The organism is Roseivivax jejudonensis, from assembly GCF_900172265.1.
GTDB classification, from domain to species: Bacteria; Pseudomonadota; Alphaproteobacteria; order Rhodobacterales; family Rhodobacteraceae; genus Roseivivax; species Roseivivax jejudonensis.
Window position 1 is genome coordinate 497,529 of sequence record NZ_FWFK01000004.1, and the last position, 21,492, is coordinate 519,020.

General features: G+C 70.1%; 25 protein-coding genes. 14 read left to right on the forward strand and 11 right to left on the reverse strand.

Annotation, left to right across the window (positions count from 1 at the left end):
- Positions 1–17: 17 nt before the first annotated feature.
- The 3 genes from ROJ8625_RS13255 to hemF all read left to right on the forward strand — a co-directional run bounded on the left by ROJ8625_RS13255 (position 18) and on the right by hemF (position 2,790).
- Positions 18–1,019: a class I SAM-dependent methyltransferase gene (locus tag ROJ8625_RS13255; protein WP_085792354.1), complete on the forward strand. Its 1,002-nt coding sequence runs from the start codon at positions 18–20 to the stop codon at positions 1,017–1,019.
- Positions 1,020–1,030: 11 nt separating this feature from the next.
- Positions 1,031–1,834, forward strand: coding sequence for an SDR family NAD(P)-dependent oxidoreductase (locus tag ROJ8625_RS13260; protein ID WP_085792355.1), 804 nt, complete (start codon positions 1,031–1,033; stop codon positions 1,832–1,834).
- Positions 1,835–1,896: 62 nt separating this feature from the next.
- Complete coding sequence (gene hemF / locus ROJ8625_RS13265; RefSeq protein ID WP_085792455.1) at positions 1,897–2,790, forward strand: oxygen-dependent coproporphyrinogen oxidase; 894 nt, start codon at positions 1,897–1,899, stop codon at positions 2,788–2,790.
- Between the two features lie 7 nt (positions 2,791–2,797).
- On the opposite strand, the gene ROJ8625_RS13270 is transcribed toward hemF, so the two are convergent.
- The 5 genes from ROJ8625_RS13270 to ROJ8625_RS13290 all read right to left on the reverse strand — a co-directional run bounded on the left by ROJ8625_RS13270 (position 2,798) and on the right by ROJ8625_RS13290 (position 7,382).
- The gene (locus ROJ8625_RS13270) at positions 2,798–4,918 is read right to left on the reverse strand and encodes a molybdopterin-binding protein (protein ID WP_085792356.1); all 2,121 of its coding nucleotides are present in this window, start codon (positions 4,916–4,918) and stop codon (positions 2,798–2,800) included.
- On the reverse strand, positions 4,915–5,412 hold the full coding sequence (gene mobB / locus ROJ8625_RS13275; protein WP_085792357.1) for a molybdopterin-guanine dinucleotide biosynthesis protein B: 498 nt from the start codon (positions 5,410–5,412) through the stop codon (positions 4,915–4,917). Before mobB ends, ROJ8625_RS13270 begins: the two co-directional genes overlap by 4 nt.
- Complete coding sequence (gene mobA / locus ROJ8625_RS13280; protein ID WP_085792358.1) at positions 5,409–6,014, reverse strand: molybdenum cofactor guanylyltransferase MobA; 606 nt, start codon at positions 6,012–6,014, stop codon at positions 5,409–5,411. The genes mobB and mobA overlap by 4 nt, the downstream gene beginning before the upstream one ends.
- Positions 6,011–6,427, reverse strand: coding sequence for a cytidine/deoxycytidylate deaminase family protein (locus ROJ8625_RS13285; protein ID WP_085792359.1), 417 nt, complete (start codon positions 6,425–6,427; stop codon positions 6,011–6,013). The genes mobA and ROJ8625_RS13285 overlap by 4 nt, the downstream gene beginning before the upstream one ends.
- A gap of 64 nt (positions 6,428–6,491) precedes the next feature.
- Positions 6,492–7,382: a formate dehydrogenase accessory sulfurtransferase FdhD gene (locus tag ROJ8625_RS13290; RefSeq protein WP_085792360.1), complete on the reverse strand. Its 891-nt coding sequence runs from the start codon at positions 7,380–7,382 to the stop codon at positions 6,492–6,494.
- A 50-nt stretch (positions 7,383–7,432) separates the two neighbouring features.
- On the opposite strand from ROJ8625_RS13290, the gene ROJ8625_RS13295 reads away from it, so the two are divergent.
- Positions 7,433–8,164 (forward strand): AzlC family ABC transporter permease, encoded by a 732-nt coding sequence (locus ROJ8625_RS13295; RefSeq protein ID WP_085792361.1) that lies wholly within the window; start codon positions 7,433–7,435, stop codon positions 8,162–8,164.
- A complete protein-coding gene (locus tag ROJ8625_RS13300) occupies positions 8,161–8,487 on the forward strand; it encodes an AzlD domain-containing protein (protein WP_085792362.1) in 327 nt (108 codons plus the stop codon). The genes ROJ8625_RS13295 and ROJ8625_RS13300 overlap by 4 nt, the downstream gene beginning before the upstream one ends.
- 14 nt (positions 8,488–8,501) lie before the next feature.
- Here ROJ8625_RS13300 and ROJ8625_RS13305 read toward each other — a convergent pair whose 3' ends face one another.
- The 5 genes from ROJ8625_RS13305 to ROJ8625_RS13325 all read right to left on the reverse strand — a co-directional run bounded on the left by ROJ8625_RS13305 (position 8,502) and on the right by ROJ8625_RS13325 (position 12,833).
- The gene (locus ROJ8625_RS13305) at positions 8,502–9,140 is read right to left on the reverse strand and encodes a hypothetical protein (RefSeq protein ID WP_085792363.1); all 639 of its coding nucleotides are present in this window, start codon (positions 9,138–9,140) and stop codon (positions 8,502–8,504) included.
- A gap of 13 nt (positions 9,141–9,153) precedes the next feature.
- Entirely contained in the window at positions 9,154–9,288 is a 135-nt protein-coding gene (locus tag ROJ8625_RS13310) for an aa3-type cytochrome c oxidase subunit IV (RefSeq protein ID WP_085792364.1), read from the reverse strand.
- Positions 9,289–9,380: 92 nt separating this feature from the next.
- Entirely contained in the window at positions 9,381–10,418 is a 1,038-nt protein-coding gene (locus ROJ8625_RS13315; protein WP_143535127.1) for an MBL fold metallo-hydrolase, read from the reverse strand.
- A 67-nt stretch (positions 10,419–10,485) separates the two neighbouring features.
- Positions 10,486–12,201, reverse strand: coding sequence for an acyl-CoA dehydrogenase (locus ROJ8625_RS13320; RefSeq protein ID WP_085792366.1), 1,716 nt, complete (start codon positions 12,199–12,201; stop codon positions 10,486–10,488).
- A gap of 155 nt (positions 12,202–12,356) precedes the next feature.
- Positions 12,357–12,833, reverse strand: a complete 477-nt coding sequence (locus ROJ8625_RS13325; RefSeq protein ID WP_085792367.1) for a GFA family protein — start codon at positions 12,831–12,833, stop codon at positions 12,357–12,359.
- A 72-nt stretch (positions 12,834–12,905) separates the two neighbouring features.
- Here ROJ8625_RS13325 and ROJ8625_RS13330 point away from each other — a divergent pair, with 72 nt between their 5' ends.
- The 9 genes from ROJ8625_RS13330 (at position 12,906) to truB (ending at position 20,983) form a co-directional block, all read left to right on the forward strand.
- Positions 12,906–13,859, forward strand: coding sequence for an L-threonylcarbamoyladenylate synthase (locus ROJ8625_RS13330; RefSeq protein WP_085792368.1), 954 nt, complete (start codon positions 12,906–12,908; stop codon positions 13,857–13,859).
- Positions 13,860–13,938: 79 nt separating this feature from the next.
- Complete coding sequence (locus ROJ8625_RS13335) at positions 13,939–14,595, forward strand: peroxiredoxin (protein ID WP_085792369.1); 657 nt, start codon at positions 13,939–13,941, stop codon at positions 14,593–14,595.
- A 116-nt stretch (positions 14,596–14,711) separates the two neighbouring features.
- Positions 14,712–15,752 (forward strand): succinylglutamate desuccinylase/aspartoacylase family protein, encoded by a 1,041-nt coding sequence (locus ROJ8625_RS13340; protein WP_085792370.1) that lies wholly within the window; start codon positions 14,712–14,714, stop codon positions 15,750–15,752.
- Between the two features lie 90 nt (positions 15,753–15,842).
- Positions 15,843–16,631, forward strand: a complete 789-nt coding sequence (locus ROJ8625_RS13345; protein WP_085792371.1) for an exodeoxyribonuclease III — start codon at positions 15,843–15,845, stop codon at positions 16,629–16,631.
- A 193-nt stretch (positions 16,632–16,824) separates the two neighbouring features.
- Positions 16,825–17,748: a thioredoxin gene (gene trxA / locus ROJ8625_RS13350; RefSeq protein ID WP_085792372.1), complete on the forward strand. Its 924-nt coding sequence runs from the start codon at positions 16,825–16,827 to the stop codon at positions 17,746–17,748.
- A 27-nt stretch (positions 17,749–17,775) separates the two neighbouring features.
- Positions 17,776–18,423 (forward strand): LON peptidase substrate-binding domain-containing protein, encoded by a 648-nt coding sequence (locus ROJ8625_RS13355; RefSeq protein ID WP_085792373.1) that lies wholly within the window; start codon positions 17,776–17,778, stop codon positions 18,421–18,423.
- Positions 18,420–18,602 carry a Trm112 family protein gene (locus ROJ8625_RS13360; RefSeq protein ID WP_085792374.1) on the forward strand — a complete coding sequence of 61 codons (183 nt, stop codon included), beginning with the start codon at positions 18,420–18,422 and terminating at the stop codon, positions 18,600–18,602. Before ROJ8625_RS13355 ends, ROJ8625_RS13360 begins: the two co-directional genes overlap by 4 nt.
- 31 nt (positions 18,603–18,633) lie before the next feature.
- Positions 18,634–20,004 (forward strand): MATE family efflux transporter, encoded by a 1,371-nt coding sequence (locus ROJ8625_RS13365; RefSeq protein WP_085792375.1) that lies wholly within the window; start codon positions 18,634–18,636, stop codon positions 20,002–20,004.
- Positions 20,005–20,068: 64 nt separating this feature from the next.
- Positions 20,069–20,983, forward strand: coding sequence for a tRNA pseudouridine(55) synthase TruB (gene truB / locus ROJ8625_RS13370; protein ID WP_085792376.1), 915 nt, complete (start codon positions 20,069–20,071; stop codon positions 20,981–20,983).
- 35 nt (positions 20,984–21,018) lie between these two features.
- Here the strand turns inward: truB and ROJ8625_RS13375 are convergent, their stop codons facing one another.
- A complete protein-coding gene (locus ROJ8625_RS13375; RefSeq protein WP_085792377.1) occupies positions 21,019–21,333 on the reverse strand; it encodes a hypothetical protein in 315 nt (104 codons plus the stop codon).
- Positions 21,334–21,492: the final 159 nt, after the last annotated feature.

Sequence of the window (21,492 nt, forward strand, 5' to 3'; positions counted from 1 at the left end):
CACCCGGACCACGTCCGATGACGGCCTCCCGCCTGTCCCACGCGATCGAAACCGGGGCGCTCGCGCTCCCGGACGAGGGACGCGTCGCGGTGTTCGGACCGCCGGGCGATATTGACCTGTCTGCCCTCCCGCGCGAGCGTTGGCACCTGATCCAGCCGTTCGCTCCCGATCACGCCGCGCTGGCCGCCCGCGGATTCGAGTGCGCGACTGTCCCCGCGACGGGCTATGCGGCGTCGCTCGTCGTGCTGCCCCGCGCCCGGGACCGCGGCGAGGCGTGGATCGCCGCAGCCGAGGAGGCGACACAGGGCCCCGTGATCGTCGAGGGCGCCAAGACCGACGGGATCGACGCCCTCATCAAGGCCGCGCGAAAGCGCGTCGCGATCGAGGGCCAGGTCGCCAAGGCGCATGGCAAGCTTTTCTGGTTCACCGCCGGCGACGCCTTTGCCGATTGGCGCCGGATCCCCACGGCGAACGCCGAGGGCTTCCTGACCGCGCCGGGCACCTTCTCCGCCGACGGTGTGGATCCGGCCTCTGCCGCGTTGGCGGAGATGTTGCCGGGCCGGCTCGGCCCGGTCGTCGCCGATCTGGGCGCGGGATGGGGCTATCTCGCGACCGAGATCCTCGGCCGTGCCGGAGTCGAACGCGTCCACCTCCTCGAGGCCGATCGCGACGCGCTCGATTGCGCTGAGGCGAATGTCGACGACCCGCGCGCCGCGTTTCACTGGGCCGACGCGCGCGGCTGGGCCGCGCCCGAACCGATCGACACGGTCGTGAGCAACCCGCCCTTCCATATCGGACGCGCCCCGGACCCGGCGCTCGGGCGGGCCTTCATCGCGGCGGCCGCCCGAATGCTCACGCCGCAGGGCGCGCTGTGGCTGGTCGCCAATCGCCACCTGCCTTACGAGACCGCGCTTGAAGACGCCTTTCGCGATGTGGCAGAGGCCGGCGGCGATCGGCGTTTCAAGATTCTCCATGCCGCGCGGCCCCGGTCGTCGCATTCGACGCGCGCGCGCGCCTGACAGGACACCCCATGAGTTTCTCCATCGACGGCAAGACTGCCATCGTGACCGGCGCCGCCAACGGCGTGGGCCTCTCCATCGGCCGGCATTTCGCCAGCAAGGGCGCGAACGTGATGTTCGCGGACATGGACGAGGACCGGCTGATCAAGGAAGTGGGCCGCCCCGAAGATGACGAGGCGCGCGTGCGCACCTTTGCCGGCGACCTGCGCGAACGTCTCACGCAGGCGAACCTGCTGTCGGCGACGCTCGATGCCTTCGACAGGGTCGACATCCTCGTCAACGCCAGCCGGCAGATGATGCCGTCCGAACCGCTCGACATCGACGACGATTCTGTGGGCGCGCTGCTCGACCAGAACCTGATGACCTCGCTGCGTCTGAGCCAGGTCGTGGCAAAACGAATGATCAAGCAGGCCGAGGGACAGGAGATCTCGCAGGCCGGCGCGATCGTGAACCTGTCGTCGATTGCGGCCCGCCGCACGCACCCGTCGCTCCTGGGCTATTCGGTGTCGTGCGCGGCGCTCGACCAGATGACGCGCTCGCTCGCCGTCGCGCTGGCGCCGCATCGCATTCGGGTAAACGCGCTCGCCTTCGGGTCGGTAATGTCCTCGAGCCTCAAGGACACGCTCAAGGAACACCGCGAGTATCGCGGCGACATCGAGGAGCACACGCCGCTCGGTCGCATCGCCTCTCCGGACGAACTGGTAGAGGCGGCGCAATTTCTCAGTTCGGATTCGGCCCGGTTCATCACCGGGCAGATCATGACGATCGATGGCGGCCGCACGCTTCTCGATCCGGTCGCCGCGCCGGCCCACTGATCGCCCGCTTGCGGGCGTTCGCGCCCCCGGCCTAGGAAGGGCGCGGGACAGGAGAGATGCCGATGACCGAAGAGATGACCGAGCAGAAGGCACGCGCGGCCGAATGGTTCCGGACGCTGCGCGACCGGATCGTGGTGGCGTTCGAAGCGGTCGAGGACAGCCACGCGACCGGCCCCGGCGCGGCAGCCGCGCCCGGCCGGTTCGAGGTGACCGAAACGTCGCGCCGGGCCGACGACGGATCCGATGCCGGTGGTGGCCTGATGAGCGTGATGCGCGGCGGCCGCGTGTTCGAGAAGGTCGGCGTCAACGTCTCCGAGGTCTACGGCACGCTAGGCGCGCGCGCGCAGGCGGCCATGGCCGCGCGCAAGGGCATTCCGGGCATGGCCGAGGATCCGCGGTTCTGGGCGTCGGGCATCAGTCTCGTCGCGCACATGCAGAACCCCCACGTGCCAGCGGTGCACATGAACACGCGCATGTTCTGGACGCCGCATGCATGGTGGTTCGGGGGCGGATCGGACCTCAACCCCTGCCTCGAATACGACGAGGACACGGCCCACTTCCACGCCACGCAGAAGGCGCATCTCGACCCTCACGGGGCAGAGCACTATCCGCGCCTGAAAGACTGGGCCGACGAGTATTTCTTCATTCCGCATCGCGGACGGGCGCGCGGCGTCGGCGGCATCTTCATGGATGACCACAACACCGGCGACTGGAACGCGGATTTCGCGCTGACCCGCGATATCGGCGAAGCTTTCCTGCCGGCCTACCTGCCAATCGTCGAGAAGCGGCGCCTGACCGACTGGACGGAGGAGGACCGCGAGGCGCAGCTCGTGCACCGAGGACTCTACGCGGAATACAACCTCGTCTACGACCGCGGCACGAAGTTCGGGCTCGAGACCGGCCACGACGCGAACGCGGTGCTGATGTCGCTGCCGCCGCTGGCCAAGTGGATCTGATCCGGCGCTAGAGCCCGAAGCTGCCCCAGGGAATGAACCGGACCGGGTCGCCCGACCGCACATCGAGCGCGCCGTCTGGCAGCTCCACGAGGCCCTCGGCCCAGGACAATCCCGAGATGCGACCGGATCCTTCGGAGTGGAACACCTCGGCGTGGCCATCGCGCATGCGCGCACGCAGGTATTCGCGGCGCCCCGGTTTCTTGCGCTTCTCGAATCCGGCGGGCACCTCGAAGCCCTGCGGCGCATGCCACGCCTCGCCCGCGAGCAGGCCGAGCGCCGGACGCGCAAAGACGAGAGTGCAGACCAGCGCCGCGACCGGGTTCCCGGGCAAGCCGAACACGGGCACGCCGTTCCACAGGCCAAGGGCGAGCGGGCGCCCCGGTTTCAGCGCGATCCGCCACGAGGCCATCGCCCCGGCCTCCTGCAACAGCGCCGAGACATGATCTTCGTCCCCGGCCGACGCGCCGCCCGAGGTCAGCAGCGCATCGGCCTCCGCGCCGGCCCGGTCGAACCGCGCGCGAAGCATCGCACGATCGTCCGGGCAGCGCCCGAGGTCGAGCACGTCGAAACCCCACCGCTCGAGTATCGCCGCGAGCATCGGGCGGTTGGCGTCGTGAATCTGCCCCGCCGCGATGCGCGCGCCGGGCTCGACGATCTCGTCGCCAGTAGACAGGATCGCCACACGGAGCGTGCGCCGGACCGCCAACGTGCCATGCCCGACCGCCGCCGCGAGCGCGAGATCCGGTGGCGTGAGCCGCCGTCCGGCGCGCAGCGCCACGTCGCCCTCGCCCACGTCCTCGCCGGCGCGGCGGGTATTCGCCCCGGGACGCACCGGCCCGCGAAAGGCAATGACCCCGGCATCGGCGCGCGTGTCCTCATCCAGCACGACGGTGTCGACCCCCGGGGGCAGCGCCGCGCCGGTCAGCACCCGGATCCCGTGGCCTTCCGGCACGGCCCCGCCATGCGGGCGTCCCGCCGCGGCGCGGCCCGTGACCAGCGGCAGTCGGTTCTCGGCGCCCTGTCCCGCCGCGGCCGCAAAGCCATATCCGTCGACCGCGGTATTGGGTTCGGGCGGGTTCGGTCGCATCGCCACGACATCGCGCCCGAGGATGCGGCCCGCGGCACCCGCCAGCGCGACCTCTTCGACCGGCACGACGACGGCCAGCCGGTCCCGCAGCAGGCCGAGCGCCTCGTCGACCGGCGTCCAGTCGACGCCCGCGGGCAGCGCGAAGCAATCGTCGCGCAGGGGCGGTGGCGCAAGATTGGGGATCGCGGCGGCCGCGGCTCGCAGCGCATCCTCGTGCCCGCGCCCGAGGATCCAGCCCTCTTCGGGGTCGCCCTCGGCCAGCATCGCGGCCAGACGGTCGGGCGGCAGTCGCGCCAGCGCTTCGGCCAGAACCCGCACCTGCACGCTGTCGCGGACCTCGTCCGGGTCCTGCCGGGCGGCGACGGCATCGGCGATGAGCGACGGAAAAACCTCGGCGAGCACGATGCCGGTGTCGCCGGCCTCGAACGGCGCGACGGAGAGATCCGCGCCGAACCGCTCGCGCAACCGGTGAAGCACCGGCAGGCCGAGCAGCGCCTGCGAGCCGACCGACCCTGTCGTGTAGAGCTTCCAGCAGGGCTGCGCGCGCGGCAGATCCGCTTCGGTGCGGCGCCGTTCGGGGAGGCCGTGATCCCGTCGTTCCGTGCCGCGCGCGGGCAGGTCCGCCGACGCTTCGCCGGGAGGGCAGCCCCAGAACGGCCCAACGCCCGGAAAGCGCCGGTTGAGCCGCCGCGCCACGTCCCAGCGATTGTTGGCGTTGTCCGGTCCGTCCGTCACCTCGGCTGCCAGGGCAGCCCACAGCGCCAGCGGATCCGGGCGACCGGTGACCGCCGCGGCGAAACCGGCCGGATAGCCGAACGGAAAATCGAAGCCCGCCAGAACCCGCCGCCCCGCCGCTCGCTCGGCCGCGACCGTTTCGGCCAGCCAAGCCTCCGCCGCGGCGCGGGTGCGCAGATACGTCGTGTCGGCTGCGGCGCCGTCGCGGACGGTGCCGATCCAGATCGCGTCCGCCGTGGGCCGCGCCGGCGACGGCGCCGACCGGGCGGACCAGTCGACCACGATCACGGTGTCGAACCCGCTCACAGCCCGACCTCGCGCAGCACGAAGTCCGCCAGCGCCGCGGTGTCATCGAGGTCAAAGAGCGGGCGATCGAGCGACAGCGTCGCGGCGCTGTCGCTGGCGACAGCGCGAATCGTGGCATCCTCGGGCGCGATGAGTGGCTGGCCGGTTTCCGCGCGGTGCGCCTCGATCTTCGGGTGACGGTCGCGCTTGTAGCCCTCGACCAGCACCAGATCGACCGGTGCGAGCTGCGCCAGGAGATCGTCGAGCGTCGGTTCCGGAGCGCCCCGCAGCTCGGTCATGAGCGCGGTGCGGTTGCGCGACGCGAGCAGAACCTGCCGCGCGCCGGCGTCGCGGTGCCGGTAGCTGTCGCGCCCCTTCTGATCGACGTCGAAGCTGTGATGCGCGTGCTTGACGGTGCTCACAGAATGGCCGCGCGCGGTAATCTCGGCGACGAGACGCTCCATCAGTCCGGTCTTGCCCGAATTCTTCCAGCCGGTCACGCCGTAGAGCCTCACAGCATCGCCTCCGCGCGCAACAGGTCCTCGGGCGTGTTGACGTTGAAGAAGGGCTCGCCCGGCCCGTCGAACAGCGCGGTCCGACCGTTTTTGGCGTCGGTCCAGACCACCACCTTGCGCGTGCCAGACGCCAGCGCGGCGCGCAGGTCGTCGCGCAGGGCAACCGGCCAGAGGCCGAACGTCGGATGGCGCACCTCACCGCGCTCGGGGTCCGGCGTCGCGGCCAGCGCCAACGGATGCTCCATTCCCGCCGCCGCGGCGGTCAGCCGGGCCACGAGATCGCGCGGGAAGAACGGCGTGTCGGCCGCGACCGTGATGACGGTCGCGTCGCCACGCGCCGCCGCCCAATCGAGCGCGGCGAGGACCCCGGCCAGCGGTCCCGGCCAGTCCGAAACGCTGTCGGGCAGGACCGGCAACGCGTACGTCACGAAGCGCGACGGGTCGCCGTTCGCGTTCAGCGCCAGCCCCGACACCTGCGGACCGAGGCGTTCGATCACTTGCGCGAGGATGGTGTCGCCGCCGAGCGGCAGCAGCCCCTTGTCACCGCCCCCCATGCGCGTCGCGCGACCGCCGGCGAGGATGACACCCGGCGGGCGCTTCATGGCTTTCTCCGATCGTGCTTGTAGGCCGAGGGCATCAGTGCCGCCATCGGGCGGACGGCGAAGTCCTCGTCGCTCGGCACCGCGACCTCGGCCGAGGGCGCATAATCCAGCATCAGTTCCCGGCACGGTCCGCACGGCGGGATCACCTGCCCGCGCCGGTTCACCGCGGCGACGAAGGTGACCCGGTCATCGGGGTTGGCGGCCAGCGCCATGCCGATCGCCACCGGTTCGGCGCAGACGCTGGCGCGCGGCAAGGTGCTGTCGAGGTTCATGCCGACAAAACGCGCGCCGGATGCGGTGAGCACCACGCAGGCGACGGTATGCCATTCGCCGCGCTGGTTCTCGGCGATGAAGCGCCGCGCCTCGGCGACCGCCGCCGCGTACGTGGGATCGAGGCGGAGCGGCGCGGTCATGCGCGAGCCCCGACCTGCGTGGCCGGTTCGCATCCGAACCGGACAGCGACGGCAATGAACGCGCTCACGCCTTCGCCCCCTTGCGACGGCTCTTGCGGTCTTCCTCGGGCACCGCGGCGGGATCGGCGTCGCGCACGAGGCGCTCTTCGCCCGCCAGGCAGACGAAGCGTTGCCCGCGCAGCCGGCCGATCAGGGTCAGCCCGACCTCTCGCGCGATCTCGACGCCCCAGGCCGTGAACCCCGAGCGCGAGGCCAGCGCGGGGATGCCCATGAGCGCGCACTTGATGACCATCTCGGAGGTGAGCCGTCCGGTCGTGTAGAGGATCTTGTCCTCTGCCGGCACTCCCTCAAGTGCCATCCAGCCGGCAATCTTGTCGACGGCGTTGTGGCGTCCGACATCCTCCATGTAGACGAGCGGCTGGTCGGCCTTGCACAGGACCGTGCCGTGAATCGCCCCGGCCTCGAGGTAGAGCGACGGGGTCGTGTTGATCCGAGACGCCAGCGCGTAGAGCCACGAGGTCCGAAGCTCTGCCGCCGGCAGCGTGACGCCCTCCAGCCCCTCCATCATGTCGCCGAACACGGTGCCGACGGCGCAGCCGGAGGTGCGGGTCTTCTTCTTGACCTTCTCCTCGTAGGTGGTGGCCGAGGCGGTCCGGACCACGACCGTCTCCAGCTCTTCGTCGTAGGACAGGCCGGTGATCTCCTCGCCGTCGCGCAGCATGCCCTGATTGCGCAGGAAGCCGACGGCCAGATATCCCGGGTAATCGCCGATGGTCATCGCCGTCACGATCTCCTGCCCGTTGAGGAAGATCGTCAGCGGACGCTCCTCGACCACGCGGGTCTCGACCGTGGCCCCGCTCTGATCGGTGCCGGTGACGGCCCGCGTCAGGCGCGGCAGCGCTGGATCGGGGGCGATGAGGTAGGGGGCGGGTTCTGGCCGGCCGGTCAATTGCATCTCCATTGCGCGCGGACTACGGAGGATAGCGCAGCATGCGAGGGGTAGCCATGGCGACGCGCCGGGTAAAGTCACCTTACGGGCGAGGCGTGGTCGACGGCCTCCCCTTCATCTTCGTTGTCGCCCCGTTCGCGCTCCTGTTCGGTGTGGTCGCGACCGAGGCCGGGCTGTCAATCTTCGAGGCGCTGGCGTTCTCGGTCGCCGTCATCGCAGGGGCCGCCCAGTTCACGGCGCTCGCGCTCATGACCGAGCATGCACCGGTGATCGTCGTACTCGCCTCGGCGCTCGCGGTGAATCTCCGCATGGCGATGTATTCGGCGGCGATGACGCCGCATCTCGGCCATCTGCCGGTGTGGAAGCGGTCGCTGGTGGCGTATTTCCTCGTCGACCAGACCTACGCGCTCGGCACGCTCGAGTTCGAGGCGCGGCCGAGCCAGAGCGCCGCCGACAAGTTCGCCTATTTCCTCGGAACGCTGACCCCGATCTGCATTCCGTGGTACATCTTCACCTTCGTCGGCGCTTGGGCGGGCGCGGCGATCCCGACGAATCTCGGCCTCGACTTCGCCGTGCCGGTGGCGTTCCTGGCGATGATCGGGCCGATGCTCCGGACGCCCGCGCACATGTCGGCAGCGTTCACCGGTGCGGCCGTATCTCTCGCGATGGCCTGGCTGCCCTACAACCTCGGCCTCATCGCCGGCGGGATCGCAGGCATGGTCGTCGGCGCGCAGGTCGAACTGGTGACGGAGCGGCGCGCCGCGCGGCGCGGGGAGGCCGGGGCATGATCGAGACGGCAACGCTCTGGACGGTCATCGTCCTCCTCGGCATCGGCAGCTTCGCGCTGCGCTTCGTCTTCCTCGGTTTCGTTGGGGACCGCCCGTTGCCGCCGTGGCTCCTGCGCCATCTGCGCTATACCGCGGCGGCGATCCTGCCGGCGCTGGTGGCGCCGCTGGTCATTTGGCCACGTGCAACCGACGGGGAGACCGATCCGGTCCGTCTGGCGACGGCGATCACCACGCTCGCGGTCGCTTACGGCACGCGCAACGTGCTCGCCGCGATGGGATCGGGCGCGGCGGTGCTGATCGCCGGGATCTTCTTCTTCAACTGAGGCATTGCGGCGGCTCAGCTGCCGCCGCTGGATCCGTCCTCGAAATACGCGTCGACGGCCACGCTCTTGTCGTCGCTGTCGGTCTCGTAGCGGGTGCGGGTGCTGACGCCCGGCAGAGCGCCGAACTGCTTGGACAGGCGGCTTGGAAAGAAGGTTGGCCGGATCGTCTCGAACCCCGGCAGCCCCGCCATCACGCTGGCCACGGCATTGGTGCAGAAGCCTTGCCCCACGGTGCCGCGGTCTATCGCCCTGCGCAGCATCGCCTCGGCCACCTCAGACGGGATTTCGCGACGCTGCACGATGACGTGGTAAGTCTCGCGCGCGTGCGCGGCCTCGTAGAGCTCCGCCAGGTCCGGGGTCATGCCGTAGATCACGTCGCCCCGCTCGATCATCTGCGGATGCGACACCGACCCTGCCGGATCGAACACGACGCGCTGCGACGCGTTGATCATGATGGAACTGTGCGCCCCACTGCCGGAGCGGTTGGATACCATCGTAAAGAGCGTGACCGCGGGCGGTCCGTCATGCACGTAGGCCGCACGCGCGACCGCCTCGGGCGGCGCGTCAGGGGCACCGCCCGGCGGCGCGCAGCCGGCCAGCGCGGACGCCGCGATGAAGGTCAGCGCGGCGGCGCCGCGCGCGAAGCAACGCATGACCCGGCCGCGATCAGGAGGCGAAGAGCGCGAGGAAGATGACGATCGCCAAGATCACGACCACCGAGCGCACGGTGAACGTCACGAAGCCGTCGAACGTCTTTTTCTGGGTCTCGATATCCATTTCGCCGTGCTTGTGCTCAGCCATCTCCGAAGTCCTTCCCGAAACTGTCCGCGGCGGATTAGCGGATTTGCCGGGCGCTGTCACGCGTCAGACGGGCGCCGATTGCCGCACGTCGTTCACGTTGCGCGGAAACGCCACGCGCCGTCATCGTCGAGCGTCCGGACCGCGCGCCCGGTATGCCAAAGGTGCAGGCAGTGCGCCACCGCCTCGACCAGCGCGAGACCGTATTCGCCGCCCCCGATGCGCCGCTTGAACAGCGGCGCGAAGCACTCGCCGGCTGTCTTGGGCTCTGCCAGGTGCGCCTCCAGCCGGGCCAGCGCGCCATGGTGATTGTCGACCAGCTGCCGCATCCGCATTGGCAGCCCGGTGAAGGGCAGCTTGTGCCCGCCGAGGACGAGGTGGCGGGCCTCGGCCAGCGCGCCGAGTCGCTCGCACGCCTCCAGCCAGTCGGCCACCGGATCGGCCTCCGGCTCGGTCGCGTAGACGCCGATATTTGAACTGATGGAGGGCAGCATCTGGTCGCCCGCCAACACGAGGTCGTCATCGCGGCTCCAGAACGTCGCGTGCTCGGGGGCGTGACCGTTGCCGATATGGACATCCCAGTCGCGGCCACCGATCCGCATCGTGTCGCCTTGCCGGATCCGGGTGAATCCAAGCGGCATCGGATGCACGATGTCGGCGAAGTTGAAGGGCCGCTCGTTCGCACGCTCCGCCAGTATGTCCGCGTCCATCCCGCAGCGGAGCCAGAAGGTCAGCGTCTCTTCGGGCGGGCGGTCCTGTTCGTCGAGGGTCAGCATCCGCGCAAAGAGCCAGGCCGTCCGCGTGGTCACGAGCTCCGCGCCGCGCTCCTGGAACCAGCCGGCATTGCCAACGTGATCCGGATGGTGGTGCGTGACGACGACCCGCGTCACCGGCCGGCCGGCCAACGGGCCGGCCAGCAGCCTTTCCCAGATCGCTGTGCCTCGTTTCGAGTGGAATCCGGTGTCGATCAGCGTCCAGCCGTCACCATCATCGAGCGCGTAGACGTTCACGTGGTCGAGCTTCATCGGCAGCGGCAGCCGCATCCAGAGCACGCCGTCGGCGATCTCGGCCGCCGCGCCCTCCTCTGGCGGCTCGCTCCACGGATACCGGATGCCGTCGCCCGCGCCGTCCATCATCGCTCACCGCCTCCGATCGTGGTCGCCCCCGTCGTGCAACGGCCGGGGGCGGACCGCAAGCCGGTCACGCGGCGAGGTCGTCGGGCGTCAGCGCGTAGAGATCCTCGGCCCCGGCACGCGCGTGGGCCAGCAGCCCCTCGTGCTCGGGCAGGATCCGGGCGATGTAGAACCGGGCCAGGCGCTCGCGTGCGCCACCCGGTTCGGCCATGGCAGCGCGCAGGTGGTAATACCCGCCGAGCACCCTGGCGAATCCGCGCAGGAATGGCGCCGAGCCCGCAAAGCGGGCATTCAGATCGCCCTGTGCCACCAGCCACTCGACCGTTTCGCGCAGCGTTTCGGCCGCGTCCCAGACCGGCGCTGCAAGATCCGGCATCGACTCGCGCGCCGTTTCTGCAAATGCCTCGATCTCGTCGAGCAGCGCGAAGGCGGCCTCGCCCCCGTCGGCCATCTTGCGCGCGACGAGGTCCATCGCCTGGATGCCGTTGGTGCCCTCGTAGATCGCGGTGACCCGCACGTCGCGCAGATACTGCGCCGCGCCGGTCTCTTCGACGAAGCCCATGCCGCCGTGCACCTGGATCCCAAGATCGGCGACGGCGATGCCGGTGTCGGTGCCGAACGCCTTGGCGATCGGGGTCAGGAGCGCTGCGCGCGCCTGCCACTCGGCCGTGCCGGAGGCGGTGCTCCGGTCGATCGCCACCGCACAGGCAAGCGTGATGGCCCGCGCCGCGAACGTCTCGGCTTTCATCGTGGCCAGCATCCGGCGCACGTCGGCATGATCGACGATGGACCCGGTGCCGTTCTCGACCAGCGATTTGCCCTGCTTGCGGTCCATCGCGTAGGCCAGCGCATGCTGGTAGGCACCCTCTGCGACGCCTACGCCCTGCACGCCGACGCCGAGACGCGCATTGTTCATCATGGTGAACATGGCCTTCATGCCGCCATGCTCCGGCCCGACGAGCCATCCCTTGGCCTCGTCGAACTCGAGCACCGCCGTGGGCGAGCCGTGCAGGCCCATCTTGTGCTCGAGGCTCACGGTGCGGACGCCGTTCGCGGGGCCGACGCCGCCATCTTCGGTCGGCACGTATTTCGGCACCATGAACAGGCTTATGCCCTTCGTGCCGGGCGCCGCGTCGGGCAGCCGCGCGAGCACGAGGTGGCACACGTTCTCGGCGAGGTCGTGGTCACCCCACGAGATGTAGATCTTCTGTCCCGAGATCCGGTAGGTTCCGTCTTCGTCCGCTTCGGCTTTCGAACGCAGCGCGCCCACGTCCGAGCCGGCCTGCGGCTCGGTCAGGTTCATCGTCCCGGTCCACTCGCCCGAGATCAGCTTGGGCAGGTAAAGCGCCCGCATCTCGTCGGAGGCGTGATGCTCCAGCGCCTCGATCTGTCCTTGGGTCAGCAACGGGCAGAGCTGCAGCGCGAGGTTCGCCGACGACAGCATGTCGTTCACCGCGGTCGTCATCGCGACCGGCAGGCCCATGCCGCCGTGCTCGGGGTCGGCGGACACCGCCACCCAGCCGCCTTCGGCGATCGCGCCGTAGGCGGTGTCGAAGCCCGGCGAGGTGCGCACGACCCCGTTCTCGAGACGCGCCGGCGATGTGTCGCCGTTGCGCAGCGTCGGCGCGACGACCTCTTCGCAGACGCGGCCGGCCTCGACCAGCACCGCCTCCACGGTTTCGGGCGTCGCCTCGGCGAAACGCTCCTCGGCCGCGACAGAAGCCAGATCGACGACGTGGTCGAAGATGAAACGGAACTCGTTGACAGGGGCGCGATAGGGCATCGTCTCCTCCTTTGGCTCTGAGGCAGGGTCGAGGCACGAGGCACGCACGGCGCCGCGTCGCCCGACATTCAAAAAATGGCAGGCACGCGCAAAGGCATCAACGAAAACGCGGCGTCACAGCCTCCTGCGACCCGGCGGCACAAGGCCGCGGGCGCTCAGGGACGCGGGCCCTCGCGCGCGAACCGCTCGACCAGGTCCTGCATCTCCGCCATCTCCGGAAAGCGGGCGAAGCTGGCGACCGCATCCACGTGAGCGAACGGCAGCTTTTCGTCGGTCTGGGTCTCGACGAACGGCGCGGCCCAGGCCGGATCGTCGAGCATGGTGGCCCGCAGGTTCACCATCCCCGGCAGCATCTCGATGCGCGTGAACATCCAGCTCATGCAGTCCGGGCAGAAGAAATGCGCGATCCCCTCGCCACGCGTGCCGCCGCGCACGGGATCCGCGCCCTGGTGGTCGAATCCGTCGTCGGGCACCGCGACCGAAAGCGAGAACGCACCACCGGTCATCGCCTGGCAGCCCCGGCAATGGCAGGCCATCGTGACCAGCGGCGGCTTCGATACCGTGACCGCGACCGCGCCGCAGCGACAGCGTCCGGTCAGCGGGAGCTTCCAATCGGTGGCCGGATCGGTCATGCCAAGGCTCTCCTGTGTCGGGCAAACCGCGTTGCCGGTGACCTAGCACGAAACCGCGCCGGAGCGCAGCCCATGAGCCAGACCGAAGAGCTCTCCACATCGCCCGAGGACATCGACCGTGCGGCCGCCCACTTGCGCGCCGGGCGGCTCGTCGCGTTTCCGACCGAAACGGTCTACGGCCTAGGCGCCGATGCGCGGGACGACCGGGCAGTTGCGGGCATCTTCGAGGCGAAGGCACGCCCCGCCTTCAACCCGCTGATCGTGCATGTGGCCGACCGGGCTGCCGCCGCGGCGCTGGTCGAATGGTCCGACGCGGCCGAGGCGCTCGCCGGCGCATTCTGGCCGGGGCCGCTGACGCTTGTGCTTCCGCTCCGCCGCGATGCGGGCATCTCGAAGCTCGCCACGGCGGGCCTCGACACGCTGGCGGTGCGGATGCCGGCGCACCCGGTGGCGCGCACATTGCTGGCGGCCTTCGGCGGGCCGGTTGCCGCGCCGTCGGCGAACCGATCCGGCCGGATCAGCCCGACGCGGGCGGCGCACGTGATGCGGGATCTCGAGGGACGGATCGCGGCGGTCGTGGCCGGCGGGCCGTCGGAGGTCGGGCTCGAGTCCACGATTCTCGGGCTGTCCGGGCCGCCGACCCTGCTGCGCCCCGGCGGCATCTCGGCCGGCGAGATCTCCGCCGCTCTCGGGCAGCCGGTCGCGGAGCGGGCCGCGAACGCGGCGATCTCGGCGCCCGGCCAGACCGCGTCGCACTACGCCCCGGTGGCGCGCGTTCGGCTCGATGCGACGGAGTGGCGGAAAGACGAGGCCCGGCTCGGGTTCGGGCGCGTCGCATGCGATCTGAACCTGTCGGCCTCGGGCGATCTGCGCGAGGCCGCGGCCAACCTCTTTGCCCACCTGCACGCGCTCGACGAGAGCGGTGCACCGGCGATCGCGGTGTCACCGGTGCCGCGGCGTGGGCTCGGTCTCGCGATCAACGACCGGTTGGCGCGGGCGGCGGCGCCGCGCGGCCCCGATACCTGATCTGCGCGCGCGAAGGGGTGCATTCCGCCGCGCAGGCAATTAGATCTGGGCCAACCGCAACGCACACGGAGGACGTGCCATGTCCCTGCGCATCAACGATGTCATTCCCGACCTGACCGTCGAAACCGATCAGGGCAGCTTCTCGCTGCACGAGTATATCGGTGACAGCTGGGCGATCCTGTTCTCGCACCCCAAGGACTTCACGCCGGTCTGCACGACCGAATTCGGCGCGGTGGCGCAGCTGGCCGACGAATGGGCCAAGCGCAATACCAAGCCCATCGGCGTGTCCGTCGACAGCGCCGAGGACCACAAGAAGTGGAAGTCGGACATCGAGGTGGTGAGCCAGGGCGCGAAGGCCGGGTTCCCGATCATCGCGGATGCCGGCCTCGAGGTGTCCAAGGCGTTCGACATGCTGCCGGCCGAGGCCTACCTGCCCGACGGCCGCACGCCGGACGACACGGCGACCGTCCGCGCGGTCTACATCATCGGGCCGGACAAGAAGCTGAAGCTGACGATGACCTACCCGATGAACGTGGGCCGCAACTTCGCGGAGGTGCTGCGCGCGCTGGATGGCCTGCAGACGGCCGCCCAGCACGGCGTCGCGACGCCCGCCAACTGGAACGTCGGCGACGACGTGGTGATCCCGGCCAGCGTGTCGGCCGAGGACGCGACGACCCGCTTCGGCCAGTACCAGACGGTCCTGCCCTACCTGCGGATGACCAAGCTGCCCGGCTGACGCCCGTTTGCCGGATCGATTCGACGGCGCGGGGGCTGCCTCCGCGCCGTTTTTCGTGCCCTGCCCTTGAATGACGGGGCGCGCCGGGCTCTGATCGCCGCTCGAAAGGAGCGGCGATGACTTCACCCTTTGTCTTCGGCGGCGTCGAGATCGCGCCGGGCACACGCCGGACCGTCGATCTGCCCGTGTCCGTGCTGTCCGACCACACGCCGGTTACGCTCTCGGCGCACGTGGTGCATGGCCGCCGGCCCGGACCGACCATGTTCGTGTCCGCCGCGGTTCACGGTGACGAGGTCATCGGGGTCGAGATCGTGCGTCGGCTGCTGCGGACAGGGCCGGTGGCGCGGATGTCGGGAACGCTGATCGCCGTCCCGATCGTCAACGCCTTCGGCTTCCTGAACCAGTCGCGGTACCTGCCCGACCGCCGCGACCTCAATCGTTGCTTTCCGGGCTCGAGCCAGGGGTCGCTCGCGGGGCGCCTCGCGGCGCTGTTCCTGACCGAGGTCGTGTCGCGCTGCGACGTCGGGGTCGACCTGCACTCCGCCGCCGTCGGCCGCACCAACCTGCCGCAGATCCGGCTGACCCCGGGCAATCCGCACTTGCGGAAACTGGGCGCCGCGTTCGCGGCACCTGTCACGCTCAACTCGAAAGTCCGCGAGGGGTCGCTGCGCGAAGCCGCCGAAGCGGCAGGCGTGGACGTGCTGCTCTACGAGGCCGGCGAAGGCCTGCGCTTCGACGAGATGGCGGCACGCGCGGGCGTCGCCGGGATCCTGCGAGTGATGGCCGAGCTCGGCATGATCGGGAGGCGCGGCGTGCCGCGGTCGCGAACGACACCGGTCTTCTGCGAGGGCTCGTCGTGGCTGCGCGCGCCGTCGGGCGGGCTCCTGCGGACACTCAAGGCCCGCGGCGACTTCGTCGAGGAGGGCGCCGTGCTCGGGATCGTGTCGGACCCGTTCGGCGACATCGAGGCGGAGGTGGCGGCACAATCGGCGGGCATCGTGATCGGCCGCACGAACCTGCCGGTCGTCAACGAGGGCGACGCGCTGTTCCATATCGCCACGCCCGAGCGCCCCGCGGCGGCCGAGGCGGCGGCGCAGGGCTTCGTCGCCGACCTGCTCGAGGCGCCGGCGCTCTTCGACGAGGACGAGATCATCTGAGCACGGGGCCGCGCGACGCGCCGGTTCCGGGTTGCAGGCCCGGGCGCGGGAGCGGCATAGGGGCGGCGAGCACCCAAGCCGGAGGACCCCATGCGCTTCACCCTCGCGACCTGGAACATCAATTCCGTGCGGCTGCGCGCGAACCTCGTGACCGAGCTGATGCGGCAGGAGGGACCGGACATCGTGTGCCTGCAGGAATGCAAGAGCCCGGTCGCCAAGATCCCGTGGGAGATCTTCGAGAATGCCGGCTACACCCACGCGGTGGCGCGGGGCGAGAAGGGCTACAACGGCGTCGCGATCCTGTCGAAGCTGCCGCTCGAGGATGCCGGCGAGCTGGATTTCGCCAAGCTCAAGCAGGCCCGGCACGTGGCCGCGCGGCTCGAGAACGGCACGGTGATCCACAACTTCTACGTCCCCGCCGGCGGCGACGTGCCGGACCGGGAAACCAACGTCAAGTTCGCGCAGAAGCTGGACTATGTCGCTGACATGAAAGCGCATTTCGCCGAGAACCGCCCCGAGCGCTCGATCCTCGTGGGCGATCTCAACATCGCCCCGCGCGAGGACGACGTGTGGTCGCACAAGCAGCTTCTGAAAGTCGTCAGCCACACGCCGGTCGAGACCGAGGCGCTCGAGGCCGCGCGGGATGCCGGCGGCTGGGTCGACGTGACGCGCAAGGACATTCCGGACGGGCAGCTGTATTCGTGGTGGTCCTACCGCTCGCCCGACTGGGACGCGGCGGACAAGGGCCGGCGGCTCGATCACGTCTGGGCGTCGCCGGACATCGCCGGCGCGGCGGGCGAGAGCCGGATCCTGCGGCATGTCCGCGGCTGGGAGAAGCCGTCCGACCACGCGCCCGTCTTCGCCACGTTCGACATCTGATCTCTGTCAGAAACGTACGATCCGCGGGGGCGGTCCGGACACCGATTGGACGCTTCGCGGCCGGTTTCGTACGAAACCGGCGGTTCCGGCGCGGGTCCGCGCCGCTCCCTCCCCTTGCAACGCGCGGCCGGCTGCGCCATCTAGCGCGACAAGCGACGACGTGCCGCAACCATCCGCAGAAGGACGCAGGACGATGATCGAACTCGGCGGAGCACAGAACCAGCCGCAGGGCGGCCAGGACCTCATCAAGGATGTCGCCGAGCGCGACTTCATGGCCGAGGTCGTCGAGGCCTCGAAGGAGGTGCCGGTCATCGTCGATTTCTGGGCGCCGTGGTGCGGGCCGTGCAAGACGCTCGGGCCGATGCTCGAAGACGCGGTGAAGGCCGCGAACGGCGCGGTGAAGATGGCGAAGGTCAACGTCGACGAGGCGCAGCAGGTCGCCGCGCAGCTGCGCATCCAGTCGATCCCGACGGTCTACGCGTTCTACCAGGGTCAGCCGGTCGACGGCTTCCAGGGCGCGGTGCCGCAATCGGAGATCAAGGCGTTCATCGACCGGCTGGTGCAGCAATCCGGCGGGGAGGCCGGGGGCAACGGGCTCGACGACGCGCTCGACGCGGCCGAGGAGATGATCGAGACCGGGCAGCACAACGACGCGCTGCAGGTCTACCAGGCGATCCTCGGCGAAGACGAGAAGAACGCGCGCGCCTATGGCGGTCTGGTCAAGACGCTGGTGGCGATGGGATCGGTCGACCAGGCGGAGGCGGTGCTGAACGGCGCACCCGCCGAGATCGCCACCGCGCCCGAGCTGGAGGCCGCGCACGCGCAGATCGCGCTGGCCCGGCAGGCCGAGAACGCCGGCCCGGTGGCCGAGCTCGAGGCCAAGGTGGAAGCCAACCCCGACGACCACCAGGCGCGCTACGATCTCGCGCTGGCGCTGCAGGCCGCCGGCGAGACCGAGGCGGCGGTGAACCACCTTCTGGAGCTGTTCCGGCGCGACCGAGATTGGAACGACGAGGCCGCGAAGACCCAGCTCTTCACCATCTTCGACGCGCTTAAACCGAACGATCCCATCGTGTTGAACGGACGGCGAAAACTCACCTCGATGATATTTGCCTGAGGGGGGGGGCGGGCTAGCTCGATCGACATGAGCAATTTGCCCGATCTTCCCGAGGTCATTGCGATCTTTCCGCTTCCCGGCGCGCTGATGCTGCCGCGCGCGCGGCTGCCTCTGCACCTGTTCGAACCGCGCTACCTCGCGATGCTCGATGACTGCCTGAAGACGGAGTCCCGGCTGATCGGGATGGTCCAGCCGCAGCCGACGCCGGATGGCGACAAGAGCGCGCTGCACCGCATCGGGTGCGCCGGCCGGGTGACACAGTTCTCCGAGACGGAGGACGGCCGCTACATGATCACCCTGACCGGGATCTCGCGCTTTCGCGTGGTCAAGGAGGTCGAGGGCTTCACGCCCTATCGCCGGTGCGCCGTCGACTGGACCGGGTTCGAGGCCGACCGCGGAGAGCCCGAATGCGATCCGGCCTTCGGACGCGACGGGTTCCTGCGCCTTCTGGACCGCTACTTCTCGGCGCGGAGCCTGTCGGCCGACTGGGACACCCTGAAGGAGGCCGACGACGAGTTGCTGATCAACTCCTTGTCGATGCTTCTGGATTTCGAGCCCGAGGACAAGCAGGCGCTGCTGGAGGCGCCGTCGCTGTCGACGCGGCGCGAGACGCTGATCACGCTGATCGAATACGCCATGCGCGGCGGAGGCTCCGGCGAGGGGACGTTGCAATGAGTGATCCGGCCCTGTTCGACCGGCGGATGCTCGAGGCGCTGGTGTGCCCGGTGTCGCACACGACGCTCGAATACGACGCGGAGCGGCACGAACTGATCAGCCGCCGCGCGAACCTCGCCTTTCCGATCCGCGAGGGCATTCCGGTGATGCTGAAAGAGGAAGCGCGCACGCTCGACTGAGCGGCCGCCGGACCTGCGGAGACCTCCCGACATGGCGCAGACCCGTGATCTGACGGACGGACCGGTGTGGCGTGCGCTCTGGCGCGTGTCGGCGCCGATGGCGATCGGCATCATCGGCGTGCTGTCGGTCGGGATCGCCGACAGCTATTTCCTCGCCCGCGCGGGCGAGACCGAGCTGACCGCCATCGGATTCATCTACCCGGTGATCGTCGCGATCACGTCGCTGTCCATCGGGCTTGGCGCCGGGGTCAGCGCGGTCGTCAGCCAGCGGCTGGGCGAGACCGCGGACGACCGCGAAAGCGCGGAGCTCGCGCTTCATGCCGTGGTGCTTGCCGGCGCGCTCGCGATCAGCGTGGCGGCCGTGCTGGCGCTTCTGGCCGGGCCGCTCTTCGGCGCGCTGGGCGCCGAGGGCCCGGTGCGGGACGCGGTGCTGGCCTACATGCCGTGGTGGTGCGCGGGCTTTCCGTTTCTCGTGGCGGCGCAGGCGCTCAACTCTGTCTTTCGCGCGGGCGGGCATTCGGAGTTCGCCGCGATCGCGATGGTCGGGCAGTCGCTGATCAACATCGCGCTCGATCCGCTGCTGATCTTCGGCTTGGGCCCGATCCCGGCGATGGGCATCGAGGGCGCGGGGATCGCGACGGCGACCGCGCGGGCGCTGGCCTTCGTCGCGGTGCTGGGCTTCGGGCTCTGGACCGCGCGGATCGACGTGTCGGCGCAGGCGTTCCGCGATTTCCCCGCCTCGGTGCGGCGGATCGTGCGGGTGGGTCTGCCTGCGGCGTTCTCGAACGCGATCAACCCGGCGGGCATGGCGCTGGTGACGGCGGCGGTGGCCACGGTGGGCGAGGCCGCGGTCGGCGGGTTCGGGGCCGCGACGCGGGTGCAGTCGCTGCTCTTCGTGCCGATGCTGGCGCTGTCGGCCGGGATCGGGCCGGTCGTCGGCCAGGCCTGGGGCGCGGGGCTGCGCGAGCGCGCGCAGGAGACGGTGCGCCTGACCTTTCTTCTGTGCCTCGGCTACGGCGCGGTGCTGGCCGTGGTGCTGTGGCTGACGGCGGAGCCGATCGCGCGGGTGATGACCGACGGGCTCGACGCCGTGCCGTTCGCGACCGATTACCTGCGCTGGGTGTCCGTCAGCTTTTTCGGCTACGGGATCCTCGTAACCGCGAACGCGGCGATGAACGCGCGGGAAAAGCCGTTTCACTCGCTGGCGCTGAGCCTCGGGCGGATCGCGCTGGTCTACGTGCCGCTGGCGTGGCTGGGCGTGCGGCTGTTCGACTATCCCGGCATCCTCGGGGCCGCGGCGGCGGCGAACGTGGCGGCGGCCGCCGCGGCGTGCCTGCTGTGCGCGCGGGTGGGGCTGTTCCGGCTGCCCGCGGCGCCGACACCGGCCACGCCGGCGAATTGACAGACGCCGCAGGCTTCGCTACCTCGCCGGCCTTCCGACACGCAGCGCAAGGGGGCATCGGCACATGGGCCGCGCACGCAAGGGACGCGACATCTCGGGCTGGCTGGTGGTGGACAAGCCGGCGGGCATGACCTCGACCGCCGTGGTCAACAAGGTCCGCTGGGCGCTGTCGGCCAAGAAGGCGGGACATGCCGGCACCCTGGATCCGGATGCGACCGGCGTTCTCGCGGTGGCCCTCGGCGAGGCGACGAAGACCGTGCCGTTCATCACCGATGCGCTGAAATCCTACCGGTTCACCGTGCGGCTGGGCGCGGCGACGAACACCGACGACGCGGAGGGCGAGATCGTCGCCACGTCGGAGGCGCGGCCGGACGACGCGCAGATCAAGGAGGCGCTGCACGGCTTCGTGGGCGAGATCATGCAGGTGCCGCCGCAATTCTCGGCCGTGAAGATCGACGGCGAGCGCGCCTACAAGCGGGCGCGCGACGGCGAGACGATGGAGATCGCGGCCCGTCCGCTGTGGGTCGAGGAACTGACGCTGGTGGACCGGCCGGACGCCGACCACGTCGAGCTGGAGATGGTCTGCGGCAAGGGCGGATACGTCCGCAGCATCGCGCGGGACCTCGGCGCGGCGCTGGGGTGCCTGGGGCACGTGGCGCGCCTGCGCCGCGTGTGGTCGGGGCCGTTCGACGCCGCGGACGGGATCGGGATCGAGGAGATCGACGCGCTGGCCAAGCGCCCGGAGCTCGACGCCCGGCTTCTGCCGGTGGAGACGGGGCTGGCGGATCTGCCCGAGGCGCGCGCGACCGAGGAAGGCGCGGCGCGGCTGCGCAACGGCAATCCGGGCATGGTGATCGCGCAGGATCTCGACTACGGCGCAGCGTGCTGGGCGAGCCACGCGGGCCGTGCGGTGGCAGTGGGCCGGTTCAAGGCCGGCGAGCTCTGGCCCGACCGCGTGTTCCGCCACGGCGCCGCCTGAGTGAGAGGCACGCCGCGGCGGCGGTCAGGGTGTCGTCACTCCGCCGCGATGGCGAAGCCTTCGTCGCGTTCGGCGTGATCGATCGTCTCGAAGATCATCGCCGCGTACATCTGCAACCGCAGCACGTCACCATCGCTCGGCGTTTCGCCGACGAGAATGCGACGGCTGATGGCCCGGAACTCATCAAACTCACGCTTGCGCAGTCGCCACTCGGCCAGCGGCCAGCGCGACGGCGTCGGCAGCGCCTGCAGCCGCTTGATGGCGGTGCGTACGGCGTTGCGGCGGATCGTGGTCTTCGGGACGGACGCGACCAGCGCGGCGTCCTTCTTCAGGTTGCGGTCAACGAACATGAACTAACCCCCAGTTTCTGTCGCTGCACAGGGCCTGTCTCGAACGCACCGCGTGCGGGACAAAACCCTGAATGACACCAACTGTCGGTTGCATTTCTGGCTAAAATGCGGCGCGTTCCCCATATTGGCGAAAAAGCGCTCACTTTAAGTCGCGCGTCG

Bases quoted from the DNA above. Each gene is read 5' to 3' on its own strand.
- ROJ8625_RS13255 (WP_085792354.1), top strand. From the start codon at position 18: ATGACGGCCTCCCGCCTGTCCCACGCGATCGAAACCGGGGCGCTCGCG.
- ROJ8625_RS13260 (WP_085792355.1), top strand. From the start codon at position 1,031: ATGAGTTTCTCCATCGACGGCAAGACTGCCATCGTGACCGGCGCCGCC.
- hemF (WP_085792455.1), top strand. From the start codon at position 1,897: ATGACCGAAGAGATGACCGAGCAGAAGGCACGCGCGGCCGAATGGTTC.
- mobA (WP_085792358.1), bottom strand. From the start codon at position 6,014: ATGAAGCGCCCGCCGGGTGTCATCCTCGCCGGCGGTCGCGCGACGCGC.
- ROJ8625_RS13285 (WP_085792359.1), bottom strand. From the start codon at position 6,427: ATGACCGCGCCGCTCCGCCTCGATCCCACGTACGCGGCGGCGGTCGCC.
- ROJ8625_RS13290 (WP_085792360.1), bottom strand. From the start codon at position 7,382: ATGCAATTGACCGGCCGGCCAGAACCCGCCCCCTACCTCATCGCCCCC.
- ROJ8625_RS13295 (WP_085792361.1), top strand. From the start codon at position 7,433: ATGGCGACGCGCCGGGTAAAGTCACCTTACGGGCGAGGCGTGGTCGAC.
- ROJ8625_RS13300 (WP_085792362.1), top strand. From the start codon at position 8,161: ATGATCGAGACGGCAACGCTCTGGACGGTCATCGTCCTCCTCGGCATC.
- ROJ8625_RS13305 (WP_085792363.1), bottom strand. From the start codon at position 9,140: ATGCGTTGCTTCGCGCGCGGCGCCGCCGCGCTGACCTTCATCGCGGCG.
- ROJ8625_RS13310 (WP_085792364.1), bottom strand. From the start codon at position 9,288: ATGGCTGAGCACAAGCACGGCGAAATGGATATCGAGACCCAGAAAAAG.
- ROJ8625_RS13315 (WP_143535127.1), bottom strand. From the start codon at position 10,418: ATGGACGGCGCGGGCGACGGCATCCGGTATCCGTGGAGCGAGCCGCCA.
- ROJ8625_RS13320 (WP_085792366.1), bottom strand. From the start codon at position 12,201: ATGCCCTATCGCGCCCCTGTCAACGAGTTCCGTTTCATCTTCGACCAC.
- ROJ8625_RS13325 (WP_085792367.1), bottom strand. From the start codon at position 12,833: ATGACCGATCCGGCCACCGATTGGAAGCTCCCGCTGACCGGACGCTGT.
- ROJ8625_RS13330 (WP_085792368.1), top strand. From the start codon at position 12,906: ATGAGCCAGACCGAAGAGCTCTCCACATCGCCCGAGGACATCGACCGT.
- ROJ8625_RS13335 (WP_085792369.1), top strand. From the start codon at position 13,939: ATGTCCCTGCGCATCAACGATGTCATTCCCGACCTGACCGTCGAAACC.
- ROJ8625_RS13340 (WP_085792370.1), top strand. From the start codon at position 14,712: ATGACTTCACCCTTTGTCTTCGGCGGCGTCGAGATCGCGCCGGGCACA.
- ROJ8625_RS13345 (WP_085792371.1), top strand. From the start codon at position 15,843: ATGCGCTTCACCCTCGCGACCTGGAACATCAATTCCGTGCGGCTGCGC.
- trxA (WP_085792372.1), top strand. From the start codon at position 16,825: ATGATCGAACTCGGCGGAGCACAGAACCAGCCGCAGGGCGGCCAGGAC.
- ROJ8625_RS13355 (WP_085792373.1), top strand. From the start codon at position 17,776: ATGAGCAATTTGCCCGATCTTCCCGAGGTCATTGCGATCTTTCCGCTT.
- ROJ8625_RS13360 (WP_085792374.1), top strand. From the start codon at position 18,420: ATGAGTGATCCGGCCCTGTTCGACCGGCGGATGCTCGAGGCGCTGGTG.
- ROJ8625_RS13365 (WP_085792375.1), top strand. From the start codon at position 18,634: ATGGCGCAGACCCGTGATCTGACGGACGGACCGGTGTGGCGTGCGCTC.
- truB (WP_085792376.1), top strand. From the start codon at position 20,069: ATGGGCCGCGCACGCAAGGGACGCGACATCTCGGGCTGGCTGGTGGTG.
- ROJ8625_RS13375 (WP_085792377.1), bottom strand. From the start codon at position 21,333: ATGTTCGTTGACCGCAACCTGAAGAAGGACGCCGCGCTGGTCGCGTCC.